Annotated in this window: 21 protein-coding genes; 8 read left to right on the top strand and 13 right to left on the bottom strand. The window is 57.7% G+C overall.

Annotation, left to right across the window (positions count from 1 at the left end; translation table 11 throughout):
- Positions 1-174 precede the first annotated feature (174 nt).
- Both HMPREF1206_RS05520 and HMPREF1206_RS05515 read left to right on the top strand, forming a co-directional pair.
- Complete coding sequence (locus HMPREF1206_RS05520; protein ID WP_016422368.1) at positions 175-1,671, top strand: MFS transporter; 1,497 nt, start codon at positions 175-177, stop codon at positions 1,669-1,671.
- Positions 1,658-2,203 carry a TetR/AcrR family transcriptional regulator gene (locus HMPREF1206_RS05515; RefSeq protein ID WP_016422367.1) on the top strand — a complete coding sequence of 182 codons (546 nt, stop codon included), beginning with the start codon at positions 1,658-1,660 and terminating at the stop codon, positions 2,201-2,203. The genes HMPREF1206_RS05520 and HMPREF1206_RS05515 overlap by 14 nt, the downstream gene beginning before the upstream one ends.
- Before the next feature lie 6 nt (positions 2,204-2,209).
- Here the strand turns inward: HMPREF1206_RS05515 and HMPREF1206_RS05510 are convergent, their stop codons facing one another.
- Positions 2,210-3,412, bottom strand: a complete 1,203-nt coding sequence (locus tag HMPREF1206_RS05510) for an alpha/beta hydrolase (protein WP_016422366.1) — start codon at positions 3,410-3,412, stop codon at positions 2,210-2,212.
- Positions 3,413-3,787: 375 nt separating this feature from the next.
- Between HMPREF1206_RS05510 and HMPREF1206_RS11130 the strand changes: the two genes are divergently transcribed.
- Positions 3,788-5,377 (top strand): Re/Si-specific NAD(P)(+) transhydrogenase subunit alpha, encoded by a 1,590-nt coding sequence (locus tag HMPREF1206_RS11130; RefSeq protein WP_042388553.1) that lies wholly within the window; start codon positions 3,788-3,790, stop codon positions 5,375-5,377.
- A 6-nt stretch (positions 5,378-5,383) separates the two neighbouring features.
- On the top strand, positions 5,384-6,859 hold the full coding sequence (locus tag HMPREF1206_RS11125; RefSeq protein WP_016422364.1) for an NAD(P)(+) transhydrogenase (Re/Si-specific) subunit beta: 1,476 nt from the start codon (positions 5,384-5,386) through the stop codon (positions 6,857-6,859).
- Between the two features lie 34 nt (positions 6,860-6,893).
- Here HMPREF1206_RS11125 and HMPREF1206_RS05495 read toward each other — a convergent pair whose 3' ends face one another.
- From HMPREF1206_RS05495 to HMPREF1206_RS05475, 5 genes are all read right to left on the bottom strand, one after another.
- The gene (locus HMPREF1206_RS05495; protein WP_016422363.1) at positions 6,894-7,349 is read right to left on the bottom strand and encodes a GNAT family N-acetyltransferase; all 456 of its coding nucleotides are present in this window, start codon (positions 7,347-7,349) and stop codon (positions 6,894-6,896) included.
- An 87-nt stretch (positions 7,350-7,436) separates the two neighbouring features.
- Positions 7,437-8,321: a biotin-dependent carboxyltransferase family protein gene (locus HMPREF1206_RS05490; protein ID WP_016422362.1), complete on the bottom strand. Its 885-nt coding sequence runs from the start codon at positions 8,319-8,321 to the stop codon at positions 7,437-7,439.
- A 17-nt stretch (positions 8,322-8,338) separates the two neighbouring features.
- Positions 8,339-8,992, bottom strand: a complete 654-nt coding sequence (locus HMPREF1206_RS05485) for an allophanate hydrolase subunit 1 (RefSeq protein WP_016422361.1) — start codon at positions 8,990-8,992, stop codon at positions 8,339-8,341.
- Positions 8,993-9,063: 71 nt separating this feature from the next.
- Positions 9,064-9,837, bottom strand: a complete 774-nt coding sequence (locus HMPREF1206_RS05480) for a LamB/YcsF family protein (protein ID WP_016422360.1) — start codon at positions 9,835-9,837, stop codon at positions 9,064-9,066.
- 89 nt (positions 9,838-9,926) lie between these two features.
- A complete protein-coding gene (locus tag HMPREF1206_RS05475; RefSeq protein ID WP_016422359.1) occupies positions 9,927-11,138 on the bottom strand; it encodes an NRAMP family divalent metal transporter in 1,212 nt (403 codons plus the stop codon).
- 148 nt (positions 11,139-11,286) lie between these two features.
- Between HMPREF1206_RS05475 and HMPREF1206_RS05470 the strand changes: the two genes are divergently transcribed.
- A complete protein-coding gene (locus tag HMPREF1206_RS05470) occupies positions 11,287-11,976 on the top strand; it encodes a GntR family transcriptional regulator (protein ID WP_016422358.1) in 690 nt (229 codons plus the stop codon).
- Between the two features lie 27 nt (positions 11,977-12,003).
- Positions 12,004-12,969 carry an NADP-dependent oxidoreductase gene (locus HMPREF1206_RS05465; protein ID WP_231367183.1) on the top strand — a complete coding sequence of 322 codons (966 nt, stop codon included), beginning with the start codon at positions 12,004-12,006 and terminating at the stop codon, positions 12,967-12,969.
- Positions 12,970-12,982: 13 nt separating this feature from the next.
- Here HMPREF1206_RS05465 and HMPREF1206_RS05460 read toward each other — a convergent pair whose 3' ends face one another.
- The 7 genes from HMPREF1206_RS05460 to HMPREF1206_RS05430 are packed head-to-tail and all read right to left on the bottom strand — an operon-like array spanning position 12,983 to position 18,060.
- Complete coding sequence (locus tag HMPREF1206_RS05460; protein ID WP_016422357.1) at positions 12,983-13,504, bottom strand: hypothetical protein; 522 nt, start codon at positions 13,502-13,504, stop codon at positions 12,983-12,985.
- Entirely contained in the window at positions 13,501-13,944 is a 444-nt protein-coding gene (locus tag HMPREF1206_RS05455; RefSeq protein WP_016422356.1) for a hypothetical protein, read from the bottom strand. Before HMPREF1206_RS05455 ends, HMPREF1206_RS05460 begins: the two co-directional genes overlap by 4 nt.
- Entirely contained in the window at positions 13,911-14,603 is a 693-nt protein-coding gene (locus HMPREF1206_RS05450) for a metal-dependent transcriptional regulator (protein ID WP_016422355.1), read from the bottom strand. Before HMPREF1206_RS05450 ends, HMPREF1206_RS05455 begins: the two co-directional genes overlap by 34 nt.
- Positions 14,604-14,606: 3 nt before the next feature.
- Complete coding sequence (locus HMPREF1206_RS05445; protein ID WP_016422354.1) at positions 14,607-15,425, bottom strand: metal ABC transporter permease; 819 nt, start codon at positions 15,423-15,425, stop codon at positions 14,607-14,609.
- A complete protein-coding gene (locus HMPREF1206_RS05440; RefSeq protein WP_016422353.1) occupies positions 15,418-16,248 on the bottom strand; it encodes a metal ABC transporter permease in 831 nt (276 codons plus the stop codon). Before HMPREF1206_RS05440 ends, HMPREF1206_RS05445 begins: the two co-directional genes overlap by 8 nt.
- Entirely contained in the window at positions 16,238-16,906 is a 669-nt protein-coding gene (locus HMPREF1206_RS05435) for a metal ABC transporter ATP-binding protein (RefSeq protein ID WP_042388536.1), read from the bottom strand. Before HMPREF1206_RS05435 ends, HMPREF1206_RS05440 begins: the two co-directional genes overlap by 11 nt.
- Positions 16,907-16,929: 23 nt before the next feature.
- The gene (locus HMPREF1206_RS05430) at positions 16,930-18,060 is read right to left on the bottom strand and encodes a metal ABC transporter substrate-binding protein (RefSeq protein ID WP_016422351.1); all 1,131 of its coding nucleotides are present in this window, start codon (positions 18,058-18,060) and stop codon (positions 16,930-16,932) included.
- 274 nt (positions 18,061-18,334) lie between these two features.
- Here HMPREF1206_RS05430 and arsC point away from each other — a divergent pair, with 274 nt between their 5' ends.
- Together arsC and HMPREF1206_RS05420 are read left to right on the top strand one after the other, a co-directional pair.
- Positions 18,335-18,679: an arsenate reductase (glutaredoxin) gene (gene arsC, locus HMPREF1206_RS05425; protein WP_016422350.1), complete on the top strand. Its 345-nt coding sequence runs from the start codon at positions 18,335-18,337 to the stop codon at positions 18,677-18,679.
- A gap of 197 nt (positions 18,680-18,876) precedes the next feature.
- The gene (locus HMPREF1206_RS05420) at positions 18,877-20,274 is read left to right on the top strand and encodes an MFS transporter (protein WP_016422349.1); all 1,398 of its coding nucleotides are present in this window, start codon (positions 18,877-18,879) and stop codon (positions 20,272-20,274) included.
- Positions 20,275-20,303 lie beyond the last annotated feature (29 nt).

Here is a 20,303-nt window from a genome sequence, read left to right as displayed (position 1 = left end):
CCACGGGGGGGATTGAACGGCGTCCGTGAATTCGTACCTCAACAACGCCTTCAACTTAGACACTTTTCACCGGCTCCTTGGGCGGGATTGGCGTACTTTTCTTGAATTTTTAGGCCCAAATCGCCGCCTCTCCAAAAGTTGTAACTAAACCGAACGTTCGTTACAGTTACTGGAATGTCAAGTACCGACCACGCCGCTTCCACGAGGGCTAATCCGCCCACTCCAGTCACCCATAGGTGGGTCTTCCTCGCTATCATCAGCGCCGGCCTACTACTCATCGGCATAGATAACTCGGTGCTCTACACTGCCCTGCCGGTTCTGCGCGAGCAGCTCCACACAACCGAGTTGGAGGGTCTATGGATCATCAATGCCTACCCACTGGTGATCTCCGCACTCCTCCTCGGCACAGGCACCCTGGGCGACCGCATCGGTCACCGCAAGATGTTTCTTGTGGGCCTGACAATTTTTGGCTTCTCTTCCCTGGCCGCGGCCTTTGCGCCGCACGCCTGGGCGCTGGTCATCGCCCGCGGCTGCCTAGGACTGGGCGCCGCGACCATGATGCCGGCCACCCTCGCACTACTACGTGAGACCTTCCACCACCCTCGTGAACTTGCCACAGCTATTGGCATTTGGTCAGCCACAGCAACACTGGGCGCTGCCGCTGGCCCCGTCGTCGGCGGTTTCCTATTAGAGCACTTTTGGTGGGGCTCAATCTTCCTTATCAACATCCCTGTCGCAGTTTTCGCAATCATTGGCACGCTGATTTTCGCTCCACCGAATCAGCCCAACGCGGCCAAGCGCTGGGATTTTCTCACCAGCCTCTACGCGATGTTGGCCATACTGGGTCTGGTTTCGCTCATCAAGGAACTCGCTGGCCATCGCTCCTCCACCGTCATCGTCGCAGCTATCGCCTGTGGGCTAGTGGGCGCGGTACTGTTTCAGCGTCGTCAGGCACGCCTTACCGAACCCCTCATCGACTTTTCGGTCTTCCGTTCGCCGATGTTTTCCGGTGGCGTGCTGGCAGCCGCGCTTGCCATGTTTGTCCTGGCAGGCGCCGAATTGATGACGACGCAGCGCTTCCAGATTTCCGTGGGATACACACCACTCGACGCGGGCTTGCTAGTTGCCACCGCGGCACTGGCGTCCTTGCCAGTTGGCATCATCGGCGGCATGGTGCTGCATCGAGTGGGTTTCCGCACACTCATCACCGGCGGCTTCCTCCTCAACGCCGTCGGTCTGGCAGGCATGTACTACGGCGTTTCTTCGGGCAATTTCCCGCTCATGATTGCGGGATTGATACTTCTCGGCGCCGGCGCAGGTTCTGTGATGTCGGTGTCGTCGACCGCGATTATCGGCTCAGCCCCGAGGTCAAAGGCAGGTATGGCGGCGGCGATGGAATCCGTGTCCTACGAATTTGGCACACTGATCACCGTCGCAATCACAGGCAGTCTCCTACCCATGTTCTACGCCCTGTTCACGCCTGTCGACGCCACTATCTCGCTCACCGATGCGCTTCACACGCCAGCGCTTAACGACGGCGCCCGCGCAGGCCTCGACAGTTCCTACCTGGCCATTTTGATTATCCTGGCTATCGTTGCTGTCATCGCAGCGATTGCGACTGCGGTGACATTCCGCGGCAACCCGAAGGAGACTGAATATGCGCACGAGTAAGCGCACTGCCATCCTCGACACAATCGTTGAGATTATCGAGACAAGCGGTTTTTCAGAGGTCACCTACGAAAATGTCGCAACTCAATGCGGAATGAGTAAATCAGGGTTGATTTACCACTTCCCCTCCCGCGAAGACATGATTCGCAGCGTCCATGAGCACATGGCGCAGTTATGGGAGGAGGAGCTTATCGAAGCCGCAGGTGGGCCCGCAGAGGAGGTATCCCCCGCCAACCGCTTACGCGCGAACCTCCAAGTCTCGCTGGATACCGCAACGAGGGCTGAGCTACTTATGTCCATCGACTCTGCCGCCGACCCAGAGCTGCGCGAGATTTGGACGCGCCTTTTGCGCCGGTGGAATCCGCCGGTGGAGAAGATCGCCACCGACGAGGATGCCTGCATGGCCTACGTTGTCCAAATGATTTCCGATGGACTCTGGGCCAACGACTACCTCAACGGCAATCAACTCACGAAAGCGCAGCGTAAGGCAATTGCCGAGACTGCGGCAAAGCTGATTCCAGAGTCAATGGAGTAGCCAGCTCTAGACGCCCTTGCGCTGAACATCCTTGAGCTCGGAGGCAGCAGCCAAGCCATAGTTAGCGCCCTCATAGACAGCCTTTGCTCGATTCGTTCCATCGAGCACATACTCACTAAAGGACAACACCAGCGAGCCAAGCACATTCTTGGACGGATCATCCAGGTAGGTGCCGTGGTAGGAACCGGTGACTACCGCCTCCCAGGCAGGCCCTGCAGCATCGCGGTAACCACGTCGATCCGCATCAAGAGGAACGATGTCCTCATGTTCTGCAATGGCAACTAGGCTCGGAATCTCCGGCGGGGTGGAAATCAGTCCAGCGTCGGAAGGCCCCGGATTGATGGCGACCAGCCCGCGGGTGACCATATCGATACCCGCAGCCTGGAAGGCCTTATCCATCCTGTTGTTCAGGAAGATCGCAGAGCCGCCACCTGCAGAGTGCCCGACCAGCATCGTGCGGGAGAAATCGATCTTGCCTGCAAGTGGCGTGGACTCGTCCTCATTGGCCGCTGCAGCAACTGAAGCTGCCAGCACCATCTGTGGCGCGAACCAGTTGGTGAAGTTGTAGCCAAGAGCCACGACATATCCGTGGCTTGCATAGAGTCGCGCTTGCGCGTCGTACATACCTGGCTCAGTACCAATGCCAGGGCTCAGAACCATCAGCGGCGCGGACTCCATGGAGTCAATATCCGCCGGGTAGATAAGCTGTGCGCCAACTGGGGAGGCGTTGGCCGATTCAGGCAATACGTCATAGCAGCCGGTGGAGTCGTTGAGACCGTGGAGGTCCCGCAGTACGCGGTTGTAGATGGTGTAGACGACACCATCACATGGCATAGCTTCACGGGTTGCGGCAACTGGGTGGGAGCCCATCGCTCCGAACTCCTTGCGCAGCTGCCCCGCTTCTGGCGCGAACGGCTCAGTAATATGGCCACTTTCACCGCCGGAGGTGCCGCGGTTGGCGCCACCAATTACATCCACCAGGCCACCGCCAATTTTGTCCACGATTTCCGAGTTCTGGTAGTCGATGGCGCTTTCACGTGCAGTGATGTCCGGTAGCTGACCAATGCGCGGTGCCGCCTGTGCTGGCACCTGTCCGCCGAGAGCTACACCAGCTGCGAGCGAGAGAGCAACCACCTTCGAGAACGTGCGCGCCCGCCCTTGACGGGATGCCGGCACGGTCTTTCCGGCGGCACTTAGTGAACCAATCATCGTTTTCCTTAACTCTTACCAAGAACCTAGGAATACGAATCTACCTAATACGTAAAGATAGAAATATCCTCCCCCATATTTCACCCCTCAAACAATCATCCAGGGCGCTAGAAATGTTAACTCTCGCCCAAAATTAACACCTCCACCCCCATTTACTACCCCCTTCGCAAGAGCGCGCAAATTCAGAAAACCCACCTCACCACCGTTACCCACATATTTTTATTATCTTTTTCCACAAACGCCTCCGCTGCCTCCCCACCAGCGCATACCTTATTGACACCAAGGAGAAAGCGGCCACGCCCACACTCACTGTTAACCGACAACCGAGTGCGCATGGCCCTTAATAAAACCCCCGAACAGAAAAGAACTCCCACAATGAGAATCGGCATCCCTTTAGAACCCGATCCCCAGCAAACAATTGTGGCTGCGACACCGGAGACCGTCGGCAAACTCGTCAAGCTTGGCTACGACGTCGCCGTGCAGGCTGACGCCGGACTGGCTGCTAAGTTCACCGACACGGACTACGAATCCGCCGGTGCCACCATTGTCGACGAGTCCGTCTGGCACAGCGATATCGTCGTAACGCTCGACACTCCGCCGGAGCAGTTCCGTGCACTGCTTAACGACGGTGCCATGCTGATTAGCCGACTTGCGCCAGGCCGAAACGAAGAACTGGTCGAAGAGCTCGCGCAACGCAACATCACTGCCCTTGCGATGGATGCAGTTCCCCGCATTTCCAGGGCACAGTCGATGGACGTGCTGTCGTCGATGGCCAACATCGGCGGCTACCGCGCAGTTGTCGAAGCGGCTTCTGCATATGGTCGCCTTTTCACTGGTCAGGTGACTGCCGCAGGCAAGATGCCACCAGCTACCGTTTACGTCATCGGCGCTGGTGTCGGCGGACTTGCGGCGATTGGTACGGCCAACTCGATGGGCGCGATTGTCAAGGCAACAGACCTGCGCCCTGAAGCCGGTGAGCAAGTCGAATCGATGGGCGCAGAGTTCATCCCGATTCCGGCCGCGACCGAGAAGTCCGAAGATGGCTACGCCAAGGAAATGACCAATGATCAGGCTGCCGCTGCCGCGAAGCTCTACTCCGAGCAGTCCGCCCAGGCTGACATTGTCATCACCACCGCGAGTATCCCGGGTCGTCGCTCTCCGCTGCTGCTGACTGCTGCCGATGTTGCAGCTATGAAGCCAGGCAGCGTCATCGTCGATATGGCTGCCGCCGGTGGTGGTAACTGCGAAATGACGGTTCCAGGCAAGACCATTGTTACGGACAACGGTGTGACCATCATCGGTTACACCGACCTTGCAGGACGTCTGCCCGCGCAAGCATCGTCTCTGTACGGCCAGAACATCGTCAACCTGTTCAAGCTGATTACGCCAGAAAAGGATGGGACTCCGGTCCTCAATCTCGAGGACGAGATTATCCGTGACATCACGGTGACAAAGGCTCGCCCACAGAATGGCGCCGGCTCTACCGGAGCTGAGATTCTCTGGCCACCACCGCCAATCAAGGTCGCTGTCACCCCTGCTGCCCCGCTGCAGGAGCAGCAGGCTCACCAGGCCGCATTAGAAGAGAATGCGCCGGAGAAGGTTTCCTTCATGGGATCGGGCATGGGCTCGAAGATTGCTCTGGGCCTGACGGCACTGCTGGCAATTGTGGTTATGCTCAGCGCACCGCACAGCGTGAGCGCCAACTTCATGGTTCTCACTTTGGCTATCGTGCTTGGCTTCTACGTGATCTCCGCGGTCACGCCGCGCCTGCACACACCGCTGATGTCTGAGACCAACGCGATTTCCGGCATTGTTCTGGTGGGTGCGATTCTCCAGGTGGGAAGCTCCAACCTGTTGGTTTCCGGTCTCGCGTTCGCGGCCATCGTGGTCAGCTCCATCAATATCTTCGGCGGTTTCGCCGTCACCGACCGCATGCTTGGCATGTTTGTGAAAGAGGAGGCATAAAGTCTAATGGCTAGCATTGATACTGCTTCGCTTCTGGACTGGACCTACCGCCTGTCCAACGTCGGCTACATTGTCGCCGCCGTCCTGTTCCTCGCTGCCCTCTCGGGCCTGTCCAAGCCGGAGACCGCTCGCCGCGGAAACACCTTCGGTATTGCTGGTATGGCTGTCGCCGTTGTCATTGCCATCTTCCAGGCACTGGTCACCGCTGACACCAAGCCGGACACTCATCTCTCTCCGCTGACCACTCTGATCCTCATCGCTGTCGCTATCGGCATCGGTGGTGTCATCGGCATCACTCGCGCTCGCAGCGTCGCCATGACTGGCATGCCGCAGCTAATTGCACTGTTCAACGGTCTGGTCGGCCTCGGGGCCATCTTCATCGGCTTCAACTCCTACATCTTCGCCGAAGATGTCACCGCCGATGCTCAGAAGTTCCACCTGGGTGAGGTCTACATCGGTGTCTTCATCGGTGCCGTGACCTTCACTGGCTCCATCGTCGCCGGCCTGAAGCTCTCCGAGAAGATCAAGGGCTCGCCGCTGCTGCTGCCGGGCCGCAATGCTCTGAATATCGCCATTTTGGTGGTCACGCTGGTTCTGTTGGGAGTCTTCATCGCAACCGGCACCGAGGGCGGCGCCATCGCATGGGCATGCATGGTTGCAGTGACTGCTTTGGGCCTGTTCTTGGGCTGGCACCTGGTCATCGCCATCGGTGGCGGCGACATGCCGGTTGTCGTGTCCATCATGAACTCGTACTCCGGTTGGGCCGCTGCTTTCACCGGCCTCATGCTTGGCAACCCACTGCTCATCATCACCGGTGCACTGGTCGGTTCCTCCGGCGCCTACCTGTCCTACATCATGTGTGAGGCCATGAACCGCTCCTTCGCCAACGTTATTCTGGGCGGTTTCGGCTCGGAGGCTTCGTCGGCAAGCGCCGTGGAAGGCTCTCACACCGAGGTCACCCACGAAGACACCGCCGAGATTCTGCGCGACGCGGACAAGATTCTCATTGCTCCGGGTTACGGTATGGCTGTGGCGCAGGCTCAGTACGCCGTCGCCGATCTGGTGCGCAACTTGCGTGCCGACGGTAAGGAAGTGGTGTTCGGTATCCACCCAGTCGCAGGTCGTCTGCCGGGTCACATGAATGTGCTGCTGGCCGAAGCCAAGGTTCCGTACGACATCGTGCTGGAACTCGACGAGGTCAACGACGACTTCGCGGATGTGGATGTCACCCTGGTCATCGGTGCAAATGACACCGTCAACCCAATGGCAGAGCAGCCGGGCTCTCCGATTGCGGGCATGCCGGTGCTGAAGGTGTGGGAATCTGAGCGTGTGATTGTTTTGAAGCGTTCGATGGGTTCAGGTTACTCGGGCGTCCAGAACCCACTGTTCTTCAACGAGAACACTGACATGCTCATCGGTGATGCGAAGGCCAGCATCGATTCCCTGAACCGCATCCTGTCGGATTCGAAGGTCAACGCTTAGCACTTCGAATAAGCAGCGCCTCGGCAGTCATTACCTATGCTGCGTCACGCACCATCGTGATGTGCTCAATGCCGGCTTCCATGAAGGTCTCCCCGACCTCATGGAAGCCGGCTTTTGCGTAAACACCCTTCGCCTGGGTCTGAGCATGCAAAACCAGCCCGGTATTCGGGTGGTCTGCAATGACCTGCCGCAGTAGCTGAGACGACAGTCCTGTGCCGCGAGCCGCTGCATCGACGACAACGCGGCCGATTGTGCGCGGGTAGCTCGACGAAAACTCATCGAGTGTGTCAATGACGCGCAGGTAGGCAATGATTTTGCGGGAATCATTGCGATTGCGGATGAAATAGTGCTCCGCGGTGTCTTCTAAGTCGCGCCAGTCCATTTCCGGCTCAGCGCAGGATTGCTCTAGGTAGAACACGTCGGTGCGCAGTGCAGAGATGGCGTAAGCATCGGTCACGCTGAGATCGGAAAAGGAAGCGCGTTCAATCATGGTGGCTGATTTTACTGCGAAGAGCTGTGTGACGCTGATAGCTGGCAAACGTAGTGGCGCACGATCGCGCAGAATGACGCCGCAGACCTATGCCGCCCGCACCCGGCGGAATTGTACCTTCGCACCAGGCACCAATTGCCCGGCTCTCGACAATGACGGCTCCGTCAGCACACCAATGACCGGATATCCACCCGTCGCCGGATGATCAGGACCGAAAATAATCGGCTGCCCCGATGCGGGCACTTGTATCGCACCGGGAACCATTCCCTCGCTTGCCAACTCATGGGTGACCTGGCGCTCAAGAGTAGTCCCACTCAGCCGAAGCCCGACGCGGTTGGCCTCTTGCGTCACGGTCCATGTCTCGTGAAAGAAATCACTGACGCTTTCCGACGTAAACCAGTCCGCCCGAGGGCCAGGAACAACATCTAGGCGTGCAGCCTCGCTCGACCAATGAGGCGCGGGATAAATTGCGATTGACGACCCCGTCGAATACTCCGGGTCGCCGACCTGCAAGACCTGACCGGCCTGCAAAGGCGTTGGGCCGAGCTTGCCGAGCGTATCGTATGACCGCGAGCCCAGCACTTCCGCGACATCGATGCCCCCTCGAATCGCGACATACCCGCGAAGACCGGCATCGAAGGTACCAAGCCGCACAATTGCCTTCGCCCCGACCACAATTCGGCTATTCATCGAGGTCTTGATGACCTTGCCATCCTGCTCGACAGTCACCTCACCGTGGGCTCCTGCAAAGGAGATGATTGCTCCCTCCGCTACTTGGAACTCCAACCCACCGACGACGCATTCGAGCACCGCCAGGCTTTCTTCGTTGACAACCATCCTGTTAGCAGCTGCCGCGGACTCGCGGTCGAACGCACCGGAGGTACTCACGCCCAGGCTGCCTTGCCCTGCACGGCCCAAATCCTGAATCGTCGTCAAAATACCGGGTCGAATAATCTGGATAGAATTCTTCATCTCTTCCGCCCCCTTTTCTACGCCGCGCTCACCGTAGAAGTCGCTTCAAACTGCACCTCAGTCCCGGGCTCAAGCAGCGCCGGATTAGGCCGATTTAAGTCCCACATCTCCACATCTGTATGCCCCAAGAGCTGCCAGCCACCGGGCGAATCGATGGGATACACACCTGCGAATTGGCCTGCAAGTCCGACAGAGCCCTTGGGAACTCGAGTGCGCGGCGTCGTAAGGCGGGGAATATCAAGCGGCTCTGGCCACCCCTGACCGCTCCCACGCACCATGTAATAAAAGCCCGGCGCGAATCCACCGAACGCGGCCGTCCACGGGCGCTCGCAGTGCCAATCAATTAACGCTTGAGGGCTCATCCCGAGGCTTTGTGCCAAGGACTCAAGGTCCGCGCCGTCATAGTGAACGGGAATCGTCACTGTCTTTCGCTTGTCGACGGTCTGCCTCTGAGTATTGTTGCCCCGCAGCGCAGTTTCGACTGCGCCGAGGTAGCGACGCGCCGGTCCGCGAAAGCGAAGTAGGAGCGTTTGAGCTGCAGGTACCCTGTCAACGAGTCCCTCGATCTCGGCCGCAGCAGAGTGTGCACGAAGTACCTTCGCCAACGGATTGGCCGATGATGAATAGTCGATAAGCAGCGCATTTGTTCCCATAGGGCGAATCTCGGCCATGGCGGTGCTGATCCTTTCTTTCTTGCGAGGTTGAAAAACTGCGGTCGATAAGACCGGTGTGCGAGTCCGCGCTATACGTGGGCAGCAACGGTGACTCCGGCGTCGACAAGCCCTTGGCGAATCATACGGGAGAGTTCGACCGCGCCAGGGGTGTCTCCGTGCAAACAAATAGAGTCAGCCTGCACGGTCAACGGTGAACTGTCGTAGGCGGCGATTGGTTCCCCACTAGCCATTGCAATGACGCGTTTGACGACAGCATCGGGTTCTACAATGACCGAGCCCTCGAGTGCTCGGGACACCAGAGTTCCGTCGGAGTTGTATGCGCGGTCCGCAAAAGCTTCCCGAACCACAGGGAGGCCCGCGTCGAGGCTGAGCCGTTCGATGACCGACCCCGGCTGCGCCATAATGGCAAGCCCATCTCCGCAGGTGGAGCGAGCGAGTAGGAGCGCCTCCACCACTGCAGCGGCCTGATTTTCATCCACTGCGATGCGGTTGTAGAGGGCACCGTGGGGCTTGACGTAGGAAACTTCGGTACCCACCGCCCGTGCACATGCCGAAAGGGCACCAATCTGGTAGACGGTTTCGGCTCGCAATTCTCGATGTGAGTAATCCATGCGTCGTCGTCCGAATCCGGCGAGATCGCGGTAGGCGACGTGCGCACCGATGCGAATTCCGCGCGCGGCAGCTGCCTCACAGGTCTCCATCATGACGCTAGCGTCACCCGCGTGATACCCGCAGGCAATATTCGCACTGGTCACAATGTCCAGCAGAGCGATATCATCACCCATCTTCCACGAGCCAAAAGCTTCCCCAAGATCAGAGTTGAGATCGATAGTGGCGCCCATAAACGTCACCGCTCCTTCCACGTAGTAATGCTGGTCTTTGTACCGTAGTTATGTTGGTTCTCATCTGCGCTGTGCGAGAAACCGGGTGATTAGCCGAGCATTTCAAACACACCGCCGAACGAGCGCCACGCCAAGAACCAGGCGACTGCTACACCCACGATTCCGATAGCCGCCAACCACTTCGGGTACTTGTAGCCATTCATGAGGTCCGCGCGGAACAGCGCGATGTAGATCAGCACAGTAACGCCAATTGGTAGAACCAAACCGTTGAAGGCTCCGGCGAAAACCAACAGCGTCGCTGGAGCCGTACCGATGGCACCGAACAGCAGCGTGGAGATTGCAATGAGGACAATGGTAATCGTGTTTTGAGTCTTGGCTCCTGCGCCCGAGGAACGAGTCAAAAACGTTGCCGAGGTGTAGCTGGCGCCCACAATCGACGAGATTCCCGCAGCCCACAGGACAACGCCGAAGAAGCGCATACCCCAATCGCCTGCCGCAGCTTGGAATGCCTCTGCAGCGGGGTTTCCATCCGTATTGAGGACCACGCCACCCGCGACCACTCCCAAGACAGCTAGGAAAAGCAGGAAACGCATGATGGCCGTGACGATAATGCTCGTAACAGATGAGCGAGTGGTCTGCGCGAGGTTCTCTACACCGCCAGCGCCAGCGTCAAGCATGCGGTGAGCGCCAGCGTAAGTAATGTAACCGCCAACAGTGCCACCGACCAGCGTGATGATTGCCAGCAAGTCAATCGTGTCGGGCATGACCGTGTTTTTCAATGCTTCCCCTACTGGCGGGTTAGAGCTGAACGCCACAACCCCAGTGACCAGGATCATCACGACACCGAGCACAACGAGTGCCTTGTCCAGCGCCATACCTGCCCGCCGGGAGAGAAAGAAGCCAATGGCGAGGATTGCAGTAACAATGCCGCCGATCTTTGCGTCCACGCCCAACATCGCGTTCGCACCAAGTCCAGCACCACCGACATTGCCGATATTGAAGACCACACCACCGATGACAATGAGAATTGACATAAGCCAGCCCAACCCCGGAAGCACGGCGTTGCCGAGTTCCTGCGCGCGGCGTCCAGAGACAGCAATCACTCGCCACACGTTGAGCTGAATTGCGATATCAAGAAGCACCGAGATCAAAATGGCAAAGGCGAAAGCCGCGCCAAGCTTGGCCGTAAAGGTTGCGGTCTGGGTGAGGAAGCCCGGCCCGATAGCACTGGTCGCCATCAGGAATACAGCGCCGAGGAGTGCCGTTCGACGCGCCTTGTGGGCAGATGTTGAAGCGTCCATAGCGTAAGGCCTTTCCCTACAAGTCAGACGATTCCTACGTTCAAGGATTCCTACGTTGAAAATCGTCTGCACCGAGATTGTTGAACAATGTCTCGTATGTTAATTGGTGATGACCGCCACACAAAAGTGCTTTAGTAGCCTGTATTACATGACTACCCCCGGAAGCATCCTCGACGATCAGACCCACACATCCTCTGGGGAAAAACAACATGACGTTTCAGTAGCGGATGCCACCGCAACTGTCCTGCGCCGAGAGATTCTCGCCGGAAAGCACTACAGCGGCGAGCAGCTCCGTGAAACCCAACTTGCTGCGCGACTGCAGGTCAGTCGCAACACCATCCGACAGGCGTACCGCAAGCTGGAATCTGAGGGGCTACTTACTCACATCCCTCATCACGGCGTTTTTATCGCCTCCTTCGACAAAGAACGCATCCGCGAACTGTATGCTTTTCGCCATGTCGCCGAATGCGGAACACTGCGGTCGCTAAGCAAGAGCCAAGCAAAGCTCCTCGGCGAGGAGATTCTTTCTATTTGTGGTTCGCAGTCATCATTGAACCTTCCCGAACGAAATAATGCCTTTCACCTCGCCATCGTCAGAGCTTCCGGGTCCCCCGACCTGTTAGCCACCGCCGAATCAATCCAGGCCCAACTCCGTCTTTGCTTTCTCTCCTACCCCCAAAGCATCGAACTTCATGCCCGATACGCCGATCGCCACATCAGCATCGCCAAGGTTCTCATCGAGGACACGCCAAACCACGCCGCCGACCTCCTTAGCGCCTACCTCAATGAGTCGTTCGATGCCGTCACCGCTGCCCTCCCGCTTGCCGATCGTTCGTAATTAGCAGCTAGGACTACAGTGATGGACATGGCAGCAAATCCAGGCAACGCATACGCAATGACCATTACGGAGTTCGGCCCAGCTGACATTTTCACCAGGACACTTATCGAGCCTGCTCAGCCCGGTCCCGGCGAAATCCTGGTCAAAACCATAGCCATCGGCGCGAATCCACTGGATTACAAGATGCGCGATGGCTCTTCCGGTCTGTGCGCAAAGTTCACCCCTCCGGCCGTCCTCGGACGCGAAGCCGCTGGCGAAGTCGTTGCCGTCGGCGAAGGTGTGGACAGCTTCGCCCCCGGCGACCGAGTCTTCGGCATGCGCGGCTTCGACGACTTCCGCGGCACTTACGCAACGCACAACGTCTTCCCCGCCGACAGTGTCGTCCGAACGCCCGATTCGCTTGACGACGTCACCGCTGCGGGCCTTGCCCTGGTGGGAATCACGGCGACCGTGGCTGTCAATCAGCTAGCAAAGGTGAAAAGCGGTGACACCGTACTCATTCATGGCGCCGGTGGTGGCGTGGGCCAGCTGATGACGCAGCTGGCGGTTACCCGTGGCGCAACTGTGTTGGCGAGTGCGTCGTCACGCCATCATGAAAAACTAGTGGGCTTTGGCGCGCAGCATATTGATTACACAGCGGAAGATGTATTCGAGGTTGTGCGACAGCAGTTCCCCGAGGGCGTAGATGTTGTGCTCGATGGCGTGTACTTCGACACTTTCCTCCCCTCGCTGGATGTGCTGGCATCGGATGGTCGGATTGTGGCGCTGCCTTCACTGGCCGATCTGGCACCGGCGAGGGAGCGTGGCATTGAGGCACACATTCCGGCTATTTCGAATGATACGACTATTTATGCCGACCTGGCCGACCGCGTGGTTGCCGGTGAGATTTCACTTCCTATCGGACTGACTAAGAATCTCACCGAGGTCGCGGAGGTCCACCGAATATTGGAAGACGGGCACGCTGACGGCAAGATTGTGATGACCGTCGAGTAATTCAAGTGCGTTACTACAGCTCGCGACGAGCGTTTTGATACGTCTTCGTCAGCGAGCACCACAGCTCGTCGGCATCAGAGATGGCTTCCACCAGCTCCCGGTTGGTCATAGTTTCGCGCTGCTCGCGCAGTCGGTTGTTTAGCTTCCGAGCACGAGAGAGCTCACCGCGTAGCTCGATGAGCTCCGGCGTTGCCTCACCGGAGGCAAATACATCCTTGTAGATGGTGCCAACGCCCATTGTGGTGTTCACGTTGTCCCAGGCAGAGAGGATTGCGGTGAGCTGGTACTCGGTGTCCATGGCAATCTGCTGCAGCTCAGCGTGATTACGCTCGACGAGCTCGTGCGCCTCAGCGCTGCGGCGCACACCGGCCCACGCCTGGTATGCAATGAGAATCGCAAGCACCAAGCCCGCAACTGGCAATGCATATTGCAGAATCCACAACGTGACACCGAAGAGCTGAACAATCAGGCCGAAGAAGAAAAATACGACAATGACCGTCACGCACCCGTTGTCGGAGCCTGAACGTTTACTCACCGCGGCGTCACCTCCGCCGCAGCATTCAAGATCGCATCGGCCCCCAGATGGCTGGCGTAGCCAAGTCCGACGCCTGCTGCCAGAAGAAGTATTGCCAGCAGCGTATAGACGATTGCCTCTTTGACAGTGCTAGTGACCACGATGCGCTGCTCTTCGTAGTCAAGCAGTGTCCGCATGTCTTTGGTCGAGGCATTCAAGCGACGTTCGAGAGCGGCCATGTGTTCCTGCTGCTCGGCAGGCGAGATAGCGATGGCATTCAATGGCACATCAACGCTCTCGACACTGGCATATGCCTGCCGACGAGTACTTTTCACGCTGTCGAACGAAACTGACGGTGCAGGTGGCACTTTCGTCGGCCCAGTGAGATTCCGCGACACCTTATAGTAAGAGCGCGCTGCGGCTCTCGTCAGTTCGTTGTTGGAGTCGCCTTGATTGCCCATAGTGCCGAGTCTGCCACATGAATTTTCTTTGGCTCGGTATCGCCCACCTCATCGATGATGGCGAAGACATGCATACCTGCATATGGTGCGGCTTCGGCTCGGAGTACGGTCCCCGGGCCTACCCCTGAGGTAGCCAAATAGCGCAGCAATTCCGGATCGGAGTCGTTAATACGATCAACTACCACCATCGCGCCAGCTTCGATATCCGTCAGGTCGGTGCGTACTGCGCTGGCGATGGTACCGCTGGCGCTGGGAATTGGATCGCCATGCGGATCGCGCTCAGGGAATCCCAGCATTGCATCAATGCGACTAATGAAATCGTCCGAGACCGCATGTTCAAGCTTTTCGGCTTCCTCGTGAACCTCATCCCAGGTGTATCCGAGAGTAGAGACCAAGAAGCTTTCAATAAGCCGGTGGCGACGCACCATAATCAGCGCAATATCCCGCCCACGGTCCGACAGGCTGATGCCCCGGTACGGCTCGTGGTTGACAAGGCCACGTGCAGCTAGCTTCTTCACAGCTTCGCTGGCGGTGGGCTTCTTTTCGCCCATCCGCTCAGCGACGTCGCCAAGTGCCACTTTTTCACCGGTGCGCTCGTGCAAATCCCAAATGACCTTGAGGTAGTCCTGGGTCTTTGCTGGTAAATCCTCCACGTGCATTCTTTAAACTCTAGCGTTATTGCGTGTTGCCGCAATCTTGAGGGGGACATAGAAACAACCGGCGCACACGCCAATACAGCCACCAACTGACAAGTTCGCCGCCACCGCAATGAATAGCCCCACCAGGCCAATCGCGATACCCATCAATGGTGCTAACACGAATAGCAAACGGGTATCGTTCACTACCCCAACCAGCGCAGCTGCCGGGGCAGCCAACAGCGCGATGGATAAAATCGTGCCGACAGCCGGAATCAGCGCCACCAGAGTCAACACAATCAGCCCGCTGATGACCAACTGTGCTCTTCTCCTCGAATGCGCGACCCCGAAAGACTCCGGATCGAATGTGAAGTAAATCAGCTGGCGCCACCGAGCCACCAGCACCAACGCCACCAGCAGCAAGAGGCCACCGGACAGCACAATATCAATCTTGTTCACGTTAAGTACGCTGCCGACCAGGAAGCTTTCTACCTTCACCGGCAACGGGGCGAACCACTTGTTCAGGAAGTAGCCCAGTGCGAACCCAAATGTCAGCACAATTCCTGCCGCCGAGGACGTCGTTCCCACCTTTGACAGACCGAACAGTGCCCCAATCGGAATACACATCAGAAATGCTCCGATAAAGAGGAACACCGAAATCCACGAGTGGCTCAGGCCGAGCGCTGCCGCAATAACAACGCCCACAACCGCGCCGGGAAAAGTCGCATGTGTAATCGCTTCTGCGAAGAACACTTGTTTTCCCAGCACCGCGAGCACCCCAACTACTCCAGCCAGGGCTCCTACCAGTATCAGTTCGATAATGGGCAAAATCAGGATGCTAGACACGGTCTCCTCCCAGCACGACGCGCAGCCCCAGTGCCATGAAATACAGTCCCACCGAGGTCAGCGCGACGACTGCCTGAGGCGACACCGGCCCCAAAGGCACCAGTGCCAAACCAACGATTCCGCTGAGGCAGCCCACTGCAATCGCAATCGGCACCATCACATGAACTCGGCGAGTCAGCAGTCTCGCCGCCGCTCCCGGCACGACCAGATATCCGACTACCAGAAGCACGCCCACAGCGCTTGCCGACGACACCACGACCGCAGCAATCGCCGCGTTAATGGTGAGGTCGATGCCCCACACATTGACGCCTGCGGCTTTGGCACCGAAGCGATCAAAGGCAACAAACACCTGCCGGCGCCAGGTCACTGCGATAAGAACCAAGGCGATGGCACAGACAATCAGGGCGCTGGTGAGACGGGAGTCAGTGACTTCCAGCAGTCGCCCGAACATGAGCGCTTCCAGCTGTCCTGACTGGTCACCTTTCTTCAGCGAGAGAATCACACCGATGGAAAAGAAGCTGGTCAGTACAACTGCCACTCCGGCTTCCGACATGTGCGAGCGCGATACCAAGGTCAGTGCTACTGCCACTACCACCGCAAATGCTGCAGCCACCGGGATAATCATGTCGATGCCGCCGAATACGGCACCGGCCACAATTCCGGGAAAAATCGAATGCACCATGGCCTCGGCATTGAACTCGAGGCCACGCAGGTTCACGATGACACCGACCAGGCCAGAGACCGCCCCGAGGGCAATCAGCAGCACTAGTGGCCTGAACATGAAAGGCGCTACCCCAAGCTCATTCGCAAGCTCAGTCCACATAGGCTGGCACCAACTTCGAGGTCGCACCAAAAGCCGGCTGCTCCGCCACAATTAATGTGTTTTCGCAGGTCTCCTCAGCAAGAACAAGATCATGGGTGGCCGCGATAATTGCCGTGCCATTTTCCTTCAGTTCGTTGAGGAGATTCAGCAGCATCGCCCGATTTTCAGTGTCGAGGCCGTTGAACGGCTCGTCGAGAAGCACGAGTTGCGGACGTGCGACGATGGCACGCGCCAACAGAACGCGTTGCTGCTGACCACCGGAGAGGTTGCCGAAACGTTCACTGGTGCGGTCGGCAAGCCCGACTTTGGCTAGCGCTGCGTGGATGCGTTCTTTGCGGTGTCCAAGCGGTTGGAAGGGGCGCAGTTCGTGCAGCACCCCCATGGCGACGACATCGAACGCCGTGACCGGAAAAGTGCGATCGAGGTCTGCCGACTGCGGGACGTAGGACACAATCTTCGCGTTGTTGTGCATCTCACCAGCGAGAAGACGAGTCCCACCTAGGATTCCGCGCAGCACAGTCGTTTTTCCAGAGCCATTGGCGCCGATGAGTGCAAGCCCGGTACCCGGCGCGACATTGGCGGTGATGTGATTGACGATGGGTACCGCCGTGTAGCCGAATGAGGCATCGCGGAGCGTGACTATGGGGTCAGCAGACATGGGGTTAGCTAAGCGGTTACGGCTCACTTGATGCCCTCTGGCAGCGGCGCGACAGTTCCGTCCCATGCCGTCACAACCTGAGTGACGTTGTGGATGATGGAACCGATGTAGGTCTCGCCGGCACTGCCAGCCGGACCAAGGGAGTCGCCGTAGAGTGCGTCCTCACCAACGATGGCCTTGACACCTGCGGCCTTGGCGATCGCCTCAATTGATTTCGAGTTGTTCGAGTTCTCCGCAAACAGCGCGGTTGCACCCGAGTCCTTCACGGTCTTTGCCGCCTCGGCGATATGCGCGGCCGTGGCATCCTGCTGCTCGTTGAAATCAGACAGCGCTGCGCCGATGAAGTTGATATTGAACTCGTGGGAGAAGTATCCAAAGGCATCGTGGCTGGTAAACAGCACAGGGTCCGACACGGTGGCGATGGACTTATTTGCCCACTCATCCAGCTGATTCAGCTTCTCCTGGTAGGCCGCAACGTGGTCGGCGATGGTGGACTTCAGCTCATTGTCGCCACGTTCCTCAGCGACCTGTTCCAGGGCATAGCCGATATTGGCAACCTGGATCTTGGCGTTCTTCGGTGAGGTCCATACATGCGGATCGAAGCGGAATTCCGCCTCCTCACCGGGTTCTTCCGGCGGGAATGGCCATGGGGCGACATCAATCTTTTCCACCCCTCGGTCGATGGTGTAGTTACCATTCTTCGCCTTCTCTGGTGGCAGTGGCTTTGTTTTGTCCGTGTCCTTGGCTGCCTTCATGGCATCTACGTCACCTGCAGTGAGAACGCCACTGGTTACTGCCATCGTTCCGGAAAAGCCCGAGGACTCAATCGCCTGATCCAGGAAGTGCTCCAGGTCAACGCCGTTGACGAACAAGAGATCGGCGTTACCAGTCTTGGTCAGCTGCTCGTGGGTCATTTCCAGCTCATGTGCTGTTGCATTCGGCGCCAACAGGCAGGTCAAATCAACTGCATCGATGTCCAGTTGCTTCACGTAATCACAAATCTGCGTCGTGGAAGCCACGACGTTGATTGGGTTCTCGCCGCTGGCTCCCTCACTGCCATCGCCACACGCTGCAAGGCCGGCGCCCGCTAGCAAGATCGAAAGGCCCGCACACATGGACTTAGCTGATCGCGAAAGTTTTCCGGAAATTGTCATGTTGGTGTCCGCTCTTGATTATTTGTTATTGCTTTGCGACGGCTACGCTGACCGGCCGCTTCAGTAAATCTGGTCACCTTAGGGGCGGTTGGGGCGCACTTCGCCGTTCATCTATCACGTGTGAGAGTAAACCTAACGACAACTATTTTCAACCTATTGAACTTAAGTGTTTTTGGCGTTACATTTTTAAAGATAAACAGTGAACAGGATCTAACCGCAGGCGGTTTCACCACAGCGCTAACCTTCACACCACAACATCAGCCATGATGGAGGCATGGAAGCGAAGATTTATCACAACCCCCGCTGCTCAAAGTCCCGCCAGGCTCTCGCCGTACTGCGCGAAGCCGGAATCGAACCGGAAATCATCAAATACCTGGACACTCCCCCAACTAAGGCCGAGCTGCGCTCACTAATTAAGGCGGCCAGCCTGAATGTCATCGATGCTGTGCGTACGAAGGAAGCGGAGTTCAAGGAACTAGGGCTTTCCAGGGATTCCAGTGACGATGAACTCCTGGACGCAATGGTCGCGCACCCACGCCTGATTGAGCGCCCGTTTGTTGTCACTGACAAGGGGGTAAGGATAGCGCGTCCCACCGAGGCTATTAACGACATTCTTTAGGTGGCGACAAGCATTAATTGCTTTTACGCCAACCCCTCTCAAAGGCCTCCAAGACCGAGAGGTTAACAACCCGTTAACAAGGATTGACGCCACTGTAAACTCATCGCTGAAACGATAAAGCTCTCCGCCCGCTGCCCTAGCTCCCCACCCGGGTTGCATTAGAGGAAACGGCGGCCTTCAGCGAAAGGACTGTCATTATGAGCAGTCAGAGGCTCGGCTGGCTCAGCGCACCCGGCCCAGCAGCTCCCCTCCCCGAGGAAAAGATTGCCCCGACCTACCGGACCTGGCGATTCAACGTCTTCATGGGCATCTTCATCGGCTACGCGGGCTTCTACCTCATCAGAAATAACATCCCCCTGGTGTCCGCCGTACTGGAAAAGCACGACCTACTTGGCGCAGCCGGAATCGGCATCGTAGCCAATGCCGTGCTGTTCTCCTACGGCCTATCCAAGTTTTTCATGGCCATGCTCTCCGACAGAGCCAATGCCAGGTACTTCCTCCCACTTGGCCTAGCACTGTCCGCGGTCGTAAACCTCTTTGTTGCGTTCGTCCCGGCCATCAGCGCTTCTGTTGCAGTATTCGCGACAGTCATGTTCATCAACGGTTGGTTCCAAGGCATGGGCTGGCCTCCCTCTGGACGAGTTGTCGTCCACTGGTTCTCGACATCCGAGCGTGGCACTTTGATGTCGATCTGGAACACTGCCCACAATGTTGGCGCCGCCGTCGGCGGTGCTCTGGCAGCCTGGGGCTTGCATTCGTTCGCCACTTCCGATGCCGACTGGACTCCCGCATTCTGGCTACCGGCGATTGTCGCGCTCGTGATTGCTGCCATCGCATTCCTGCTGATTCGAGACAACCCGCAATCCATGGGACTGCCTCCGGTAGAGGAATACCGTAACGACCCAGACAAGGTCGAAGGAACTAATGACGAGGCACAAGAACCCTGGTTCGCAATCGTCAAGAACCATGTTCTTACCAATCCGGTTATCGTCATGTTGGCGCTGGCCAATGTGTTCGTCTACGCACTTCGTTACGGCGTTCTCAACTGGATTCCGATTTACCTGACAAACGAATTGCACAAGACCAACGTCACGGGCGGAATCATCGGATTCATGCTCTACGAGGGCGCAGCAATTGTGGGCACCCTGCTGTGCGGATGGGTCTCCGACAAGGTCTTCAAGGGTTGGCGCTCAGGCGCCGGCATGCTCTTCCTGATCGGCACCGGCATCACCATTTTCGCATACTGGCAGCTACCCGCTACGGCACCATTGTGGATGTTCTATGTGCTCATCTCCCTGATCGGCGCACTCATTTACGGCCCAATCATGCTCATCGGACTGCAGGCCATCGACCTCTCGCCTAAGTATGTTGCGGGAACCGCAGCTGGTTTCACTGGATTGTTCGGATACCTTCTCGGCGCAACACTCGCCTCCACTGGTGTCGGTCTCTTGATCGACTTCGCAGGCTGGAATGTCACATTCGCAACCCTCATTGGAGTTGTCGCTATTGCGTTTGTCCTCATGATCTTCGTCGGCAAGTACGAGCGCGAAGTCATGCACAAGGCAGATGAAGCCCGCACCAAGACAGCTCAATAGCCACTCAATAGCCGTCAGTCACGGTGTTG

This window comes from Corynebacterium sp. HFH0082, from assembly GCF_000411235.1.
GTDB classification, from domain to species: domain Bacteria; phylum Actinomycetota; class Actinomycetes; order Mycobacteriales; family Mycobacteriaceae; genus Corynebacterium; species Corynebacterium jeikeium_D.
Note: the sequence above shows the minus strand (reverse complement) of the source record. Positions and strands in the feature narration are given on the sequence as shown.

Coding starts and splice junctions, on each gene's coding strand:
- HMPREF1206_RS05440 (WP_016422353.1), bottom strand. CDS start 16,248: ATGTGGACTGAGCTTGCGAATGAGCTTGGGGTAGCGCCTTTCATGTTC.
- HMPREF1206_RS05470 (WP_016422358.1), top strand. CDS start 11,287: ATGACTACCCCCGGAAGCATCCTCGACGATCAGACCCACACATCCTCT.
- arsC (WP_016422350.1), top strand. CDS start 18,335: ATGGAAGCGAAGATTTATCACAACCCCCGCTGCTCAAAGTCCCGCCAG.
- HMPREF1206_RS05475 (WP_016422359.1), bottom strand. CDS start 11,138: ATGGACGCTTCAACATCTGCCCACAAGGCGCGTCGAACGGCACTCCTC.
- HMPREF1206_RS05455 (WP_016422356.1), bottom strand. CDS start 13,944: ATGGGCAATCAAGGCGACTCCAACAACGAACTGACGAGAGCCGCAGCG.
- HMPREF1206_RS11125 (WP_016422364.1), top strand. CDS start 5,384: ATGGCTAGCATTGATACTGCTTCGCTTCTGGACTGGACCTACCGCCTG.
- HMPREF1206_RS05435 (WP_042388536.1), bottom strand. CDS start 16,906: ATGTCTGCTGACCCCATAGTCACGCTCCGCGATGCCTCATTCGGCTAC.
- HMPREF1206_RS05490 (WP_016422362.1), bottom strand. CDS start 8,321: ATGAAGAATTCTATCCAGATTATTCGACCCGGTATTTTGACGACGATT.
- HMPREF1206_RS11130 (WP_042388553.1), top strand. CDS start 3,788: ATGAGAATCGGCATCCCTTTAGAACCCGATCCCCAGCAAACAATTGTG.
- HMPREF1206_RS05515 (WP_016422367.1), top strand. CDS start 1,658: ATGCGCACGAGTAAGCGCACTGCCATCCTCGACACAATCGTTGAGATT.
- HMPREF1206_RS05430 (WP_016422351.1), bottom strand. CDS start 18,060: ATGACAATTTCCGGAAAACTTTCGCGATCAGCTAAGTCCATGTGTGCG.
- HMPREF1206_RS05450 (WP_016422355.1), bottom strand. CDS start 14,603: ATGCACGTGGAGGATTTACCAGCAAAGACCCAGGACTACCTCAAGGTC.
- HMPREF1206_RS05485 (WP_016422361.1), bottom strand. CDS start 8,992: ATGGCCGAGATTCGCCCTATGGGAACAAATGCGCTGCTTATCGACTAT.
- HMPREF1206_RS05495 (WP_016422363.1), bottom strand. CDS start 7,349: ATGATTGAACGCGCTTCCTTTTCCGATCTCAGCGTGACCGATGCTTAC.
- HMPREF1206_RS05420 (WP_016422349.1), top strand. CDS start 18,877: ATGAGCAGTCAGAGGCTCGGCTGGCTCAGCGCACCCGGCCCAGCAGCT.
- HMPREF1206_RS05510 (WP_016422366.1), bottom strand. CDS start 3,412: ATGATTGGTTCACTAAGTGCCGCCGGAAAGACCGTGCCGGCATCCCGT.
- HMPREF1206_RS05465 (WP_231367183.1), top strand. CDS start 12,004: ATGGCAGCAAATCCAGGCAACGCATACGCAATGACCATTACGGAGTTC.
- HMPREF1206_RS05480 (WP_016422360.1), bottom strand. CDS start 9,837: ATGGGCGCCACTATCGATCTCAACTCTGATCTTGGGGAAGCTTTTGGC.
- HMPREF1206_RS05520 (WP_016422368.1), top strand. CDS start 175: ATGTCAAGTACCGACCACGCCGCTTCCACGAGGGCTAATCCGCCCACT.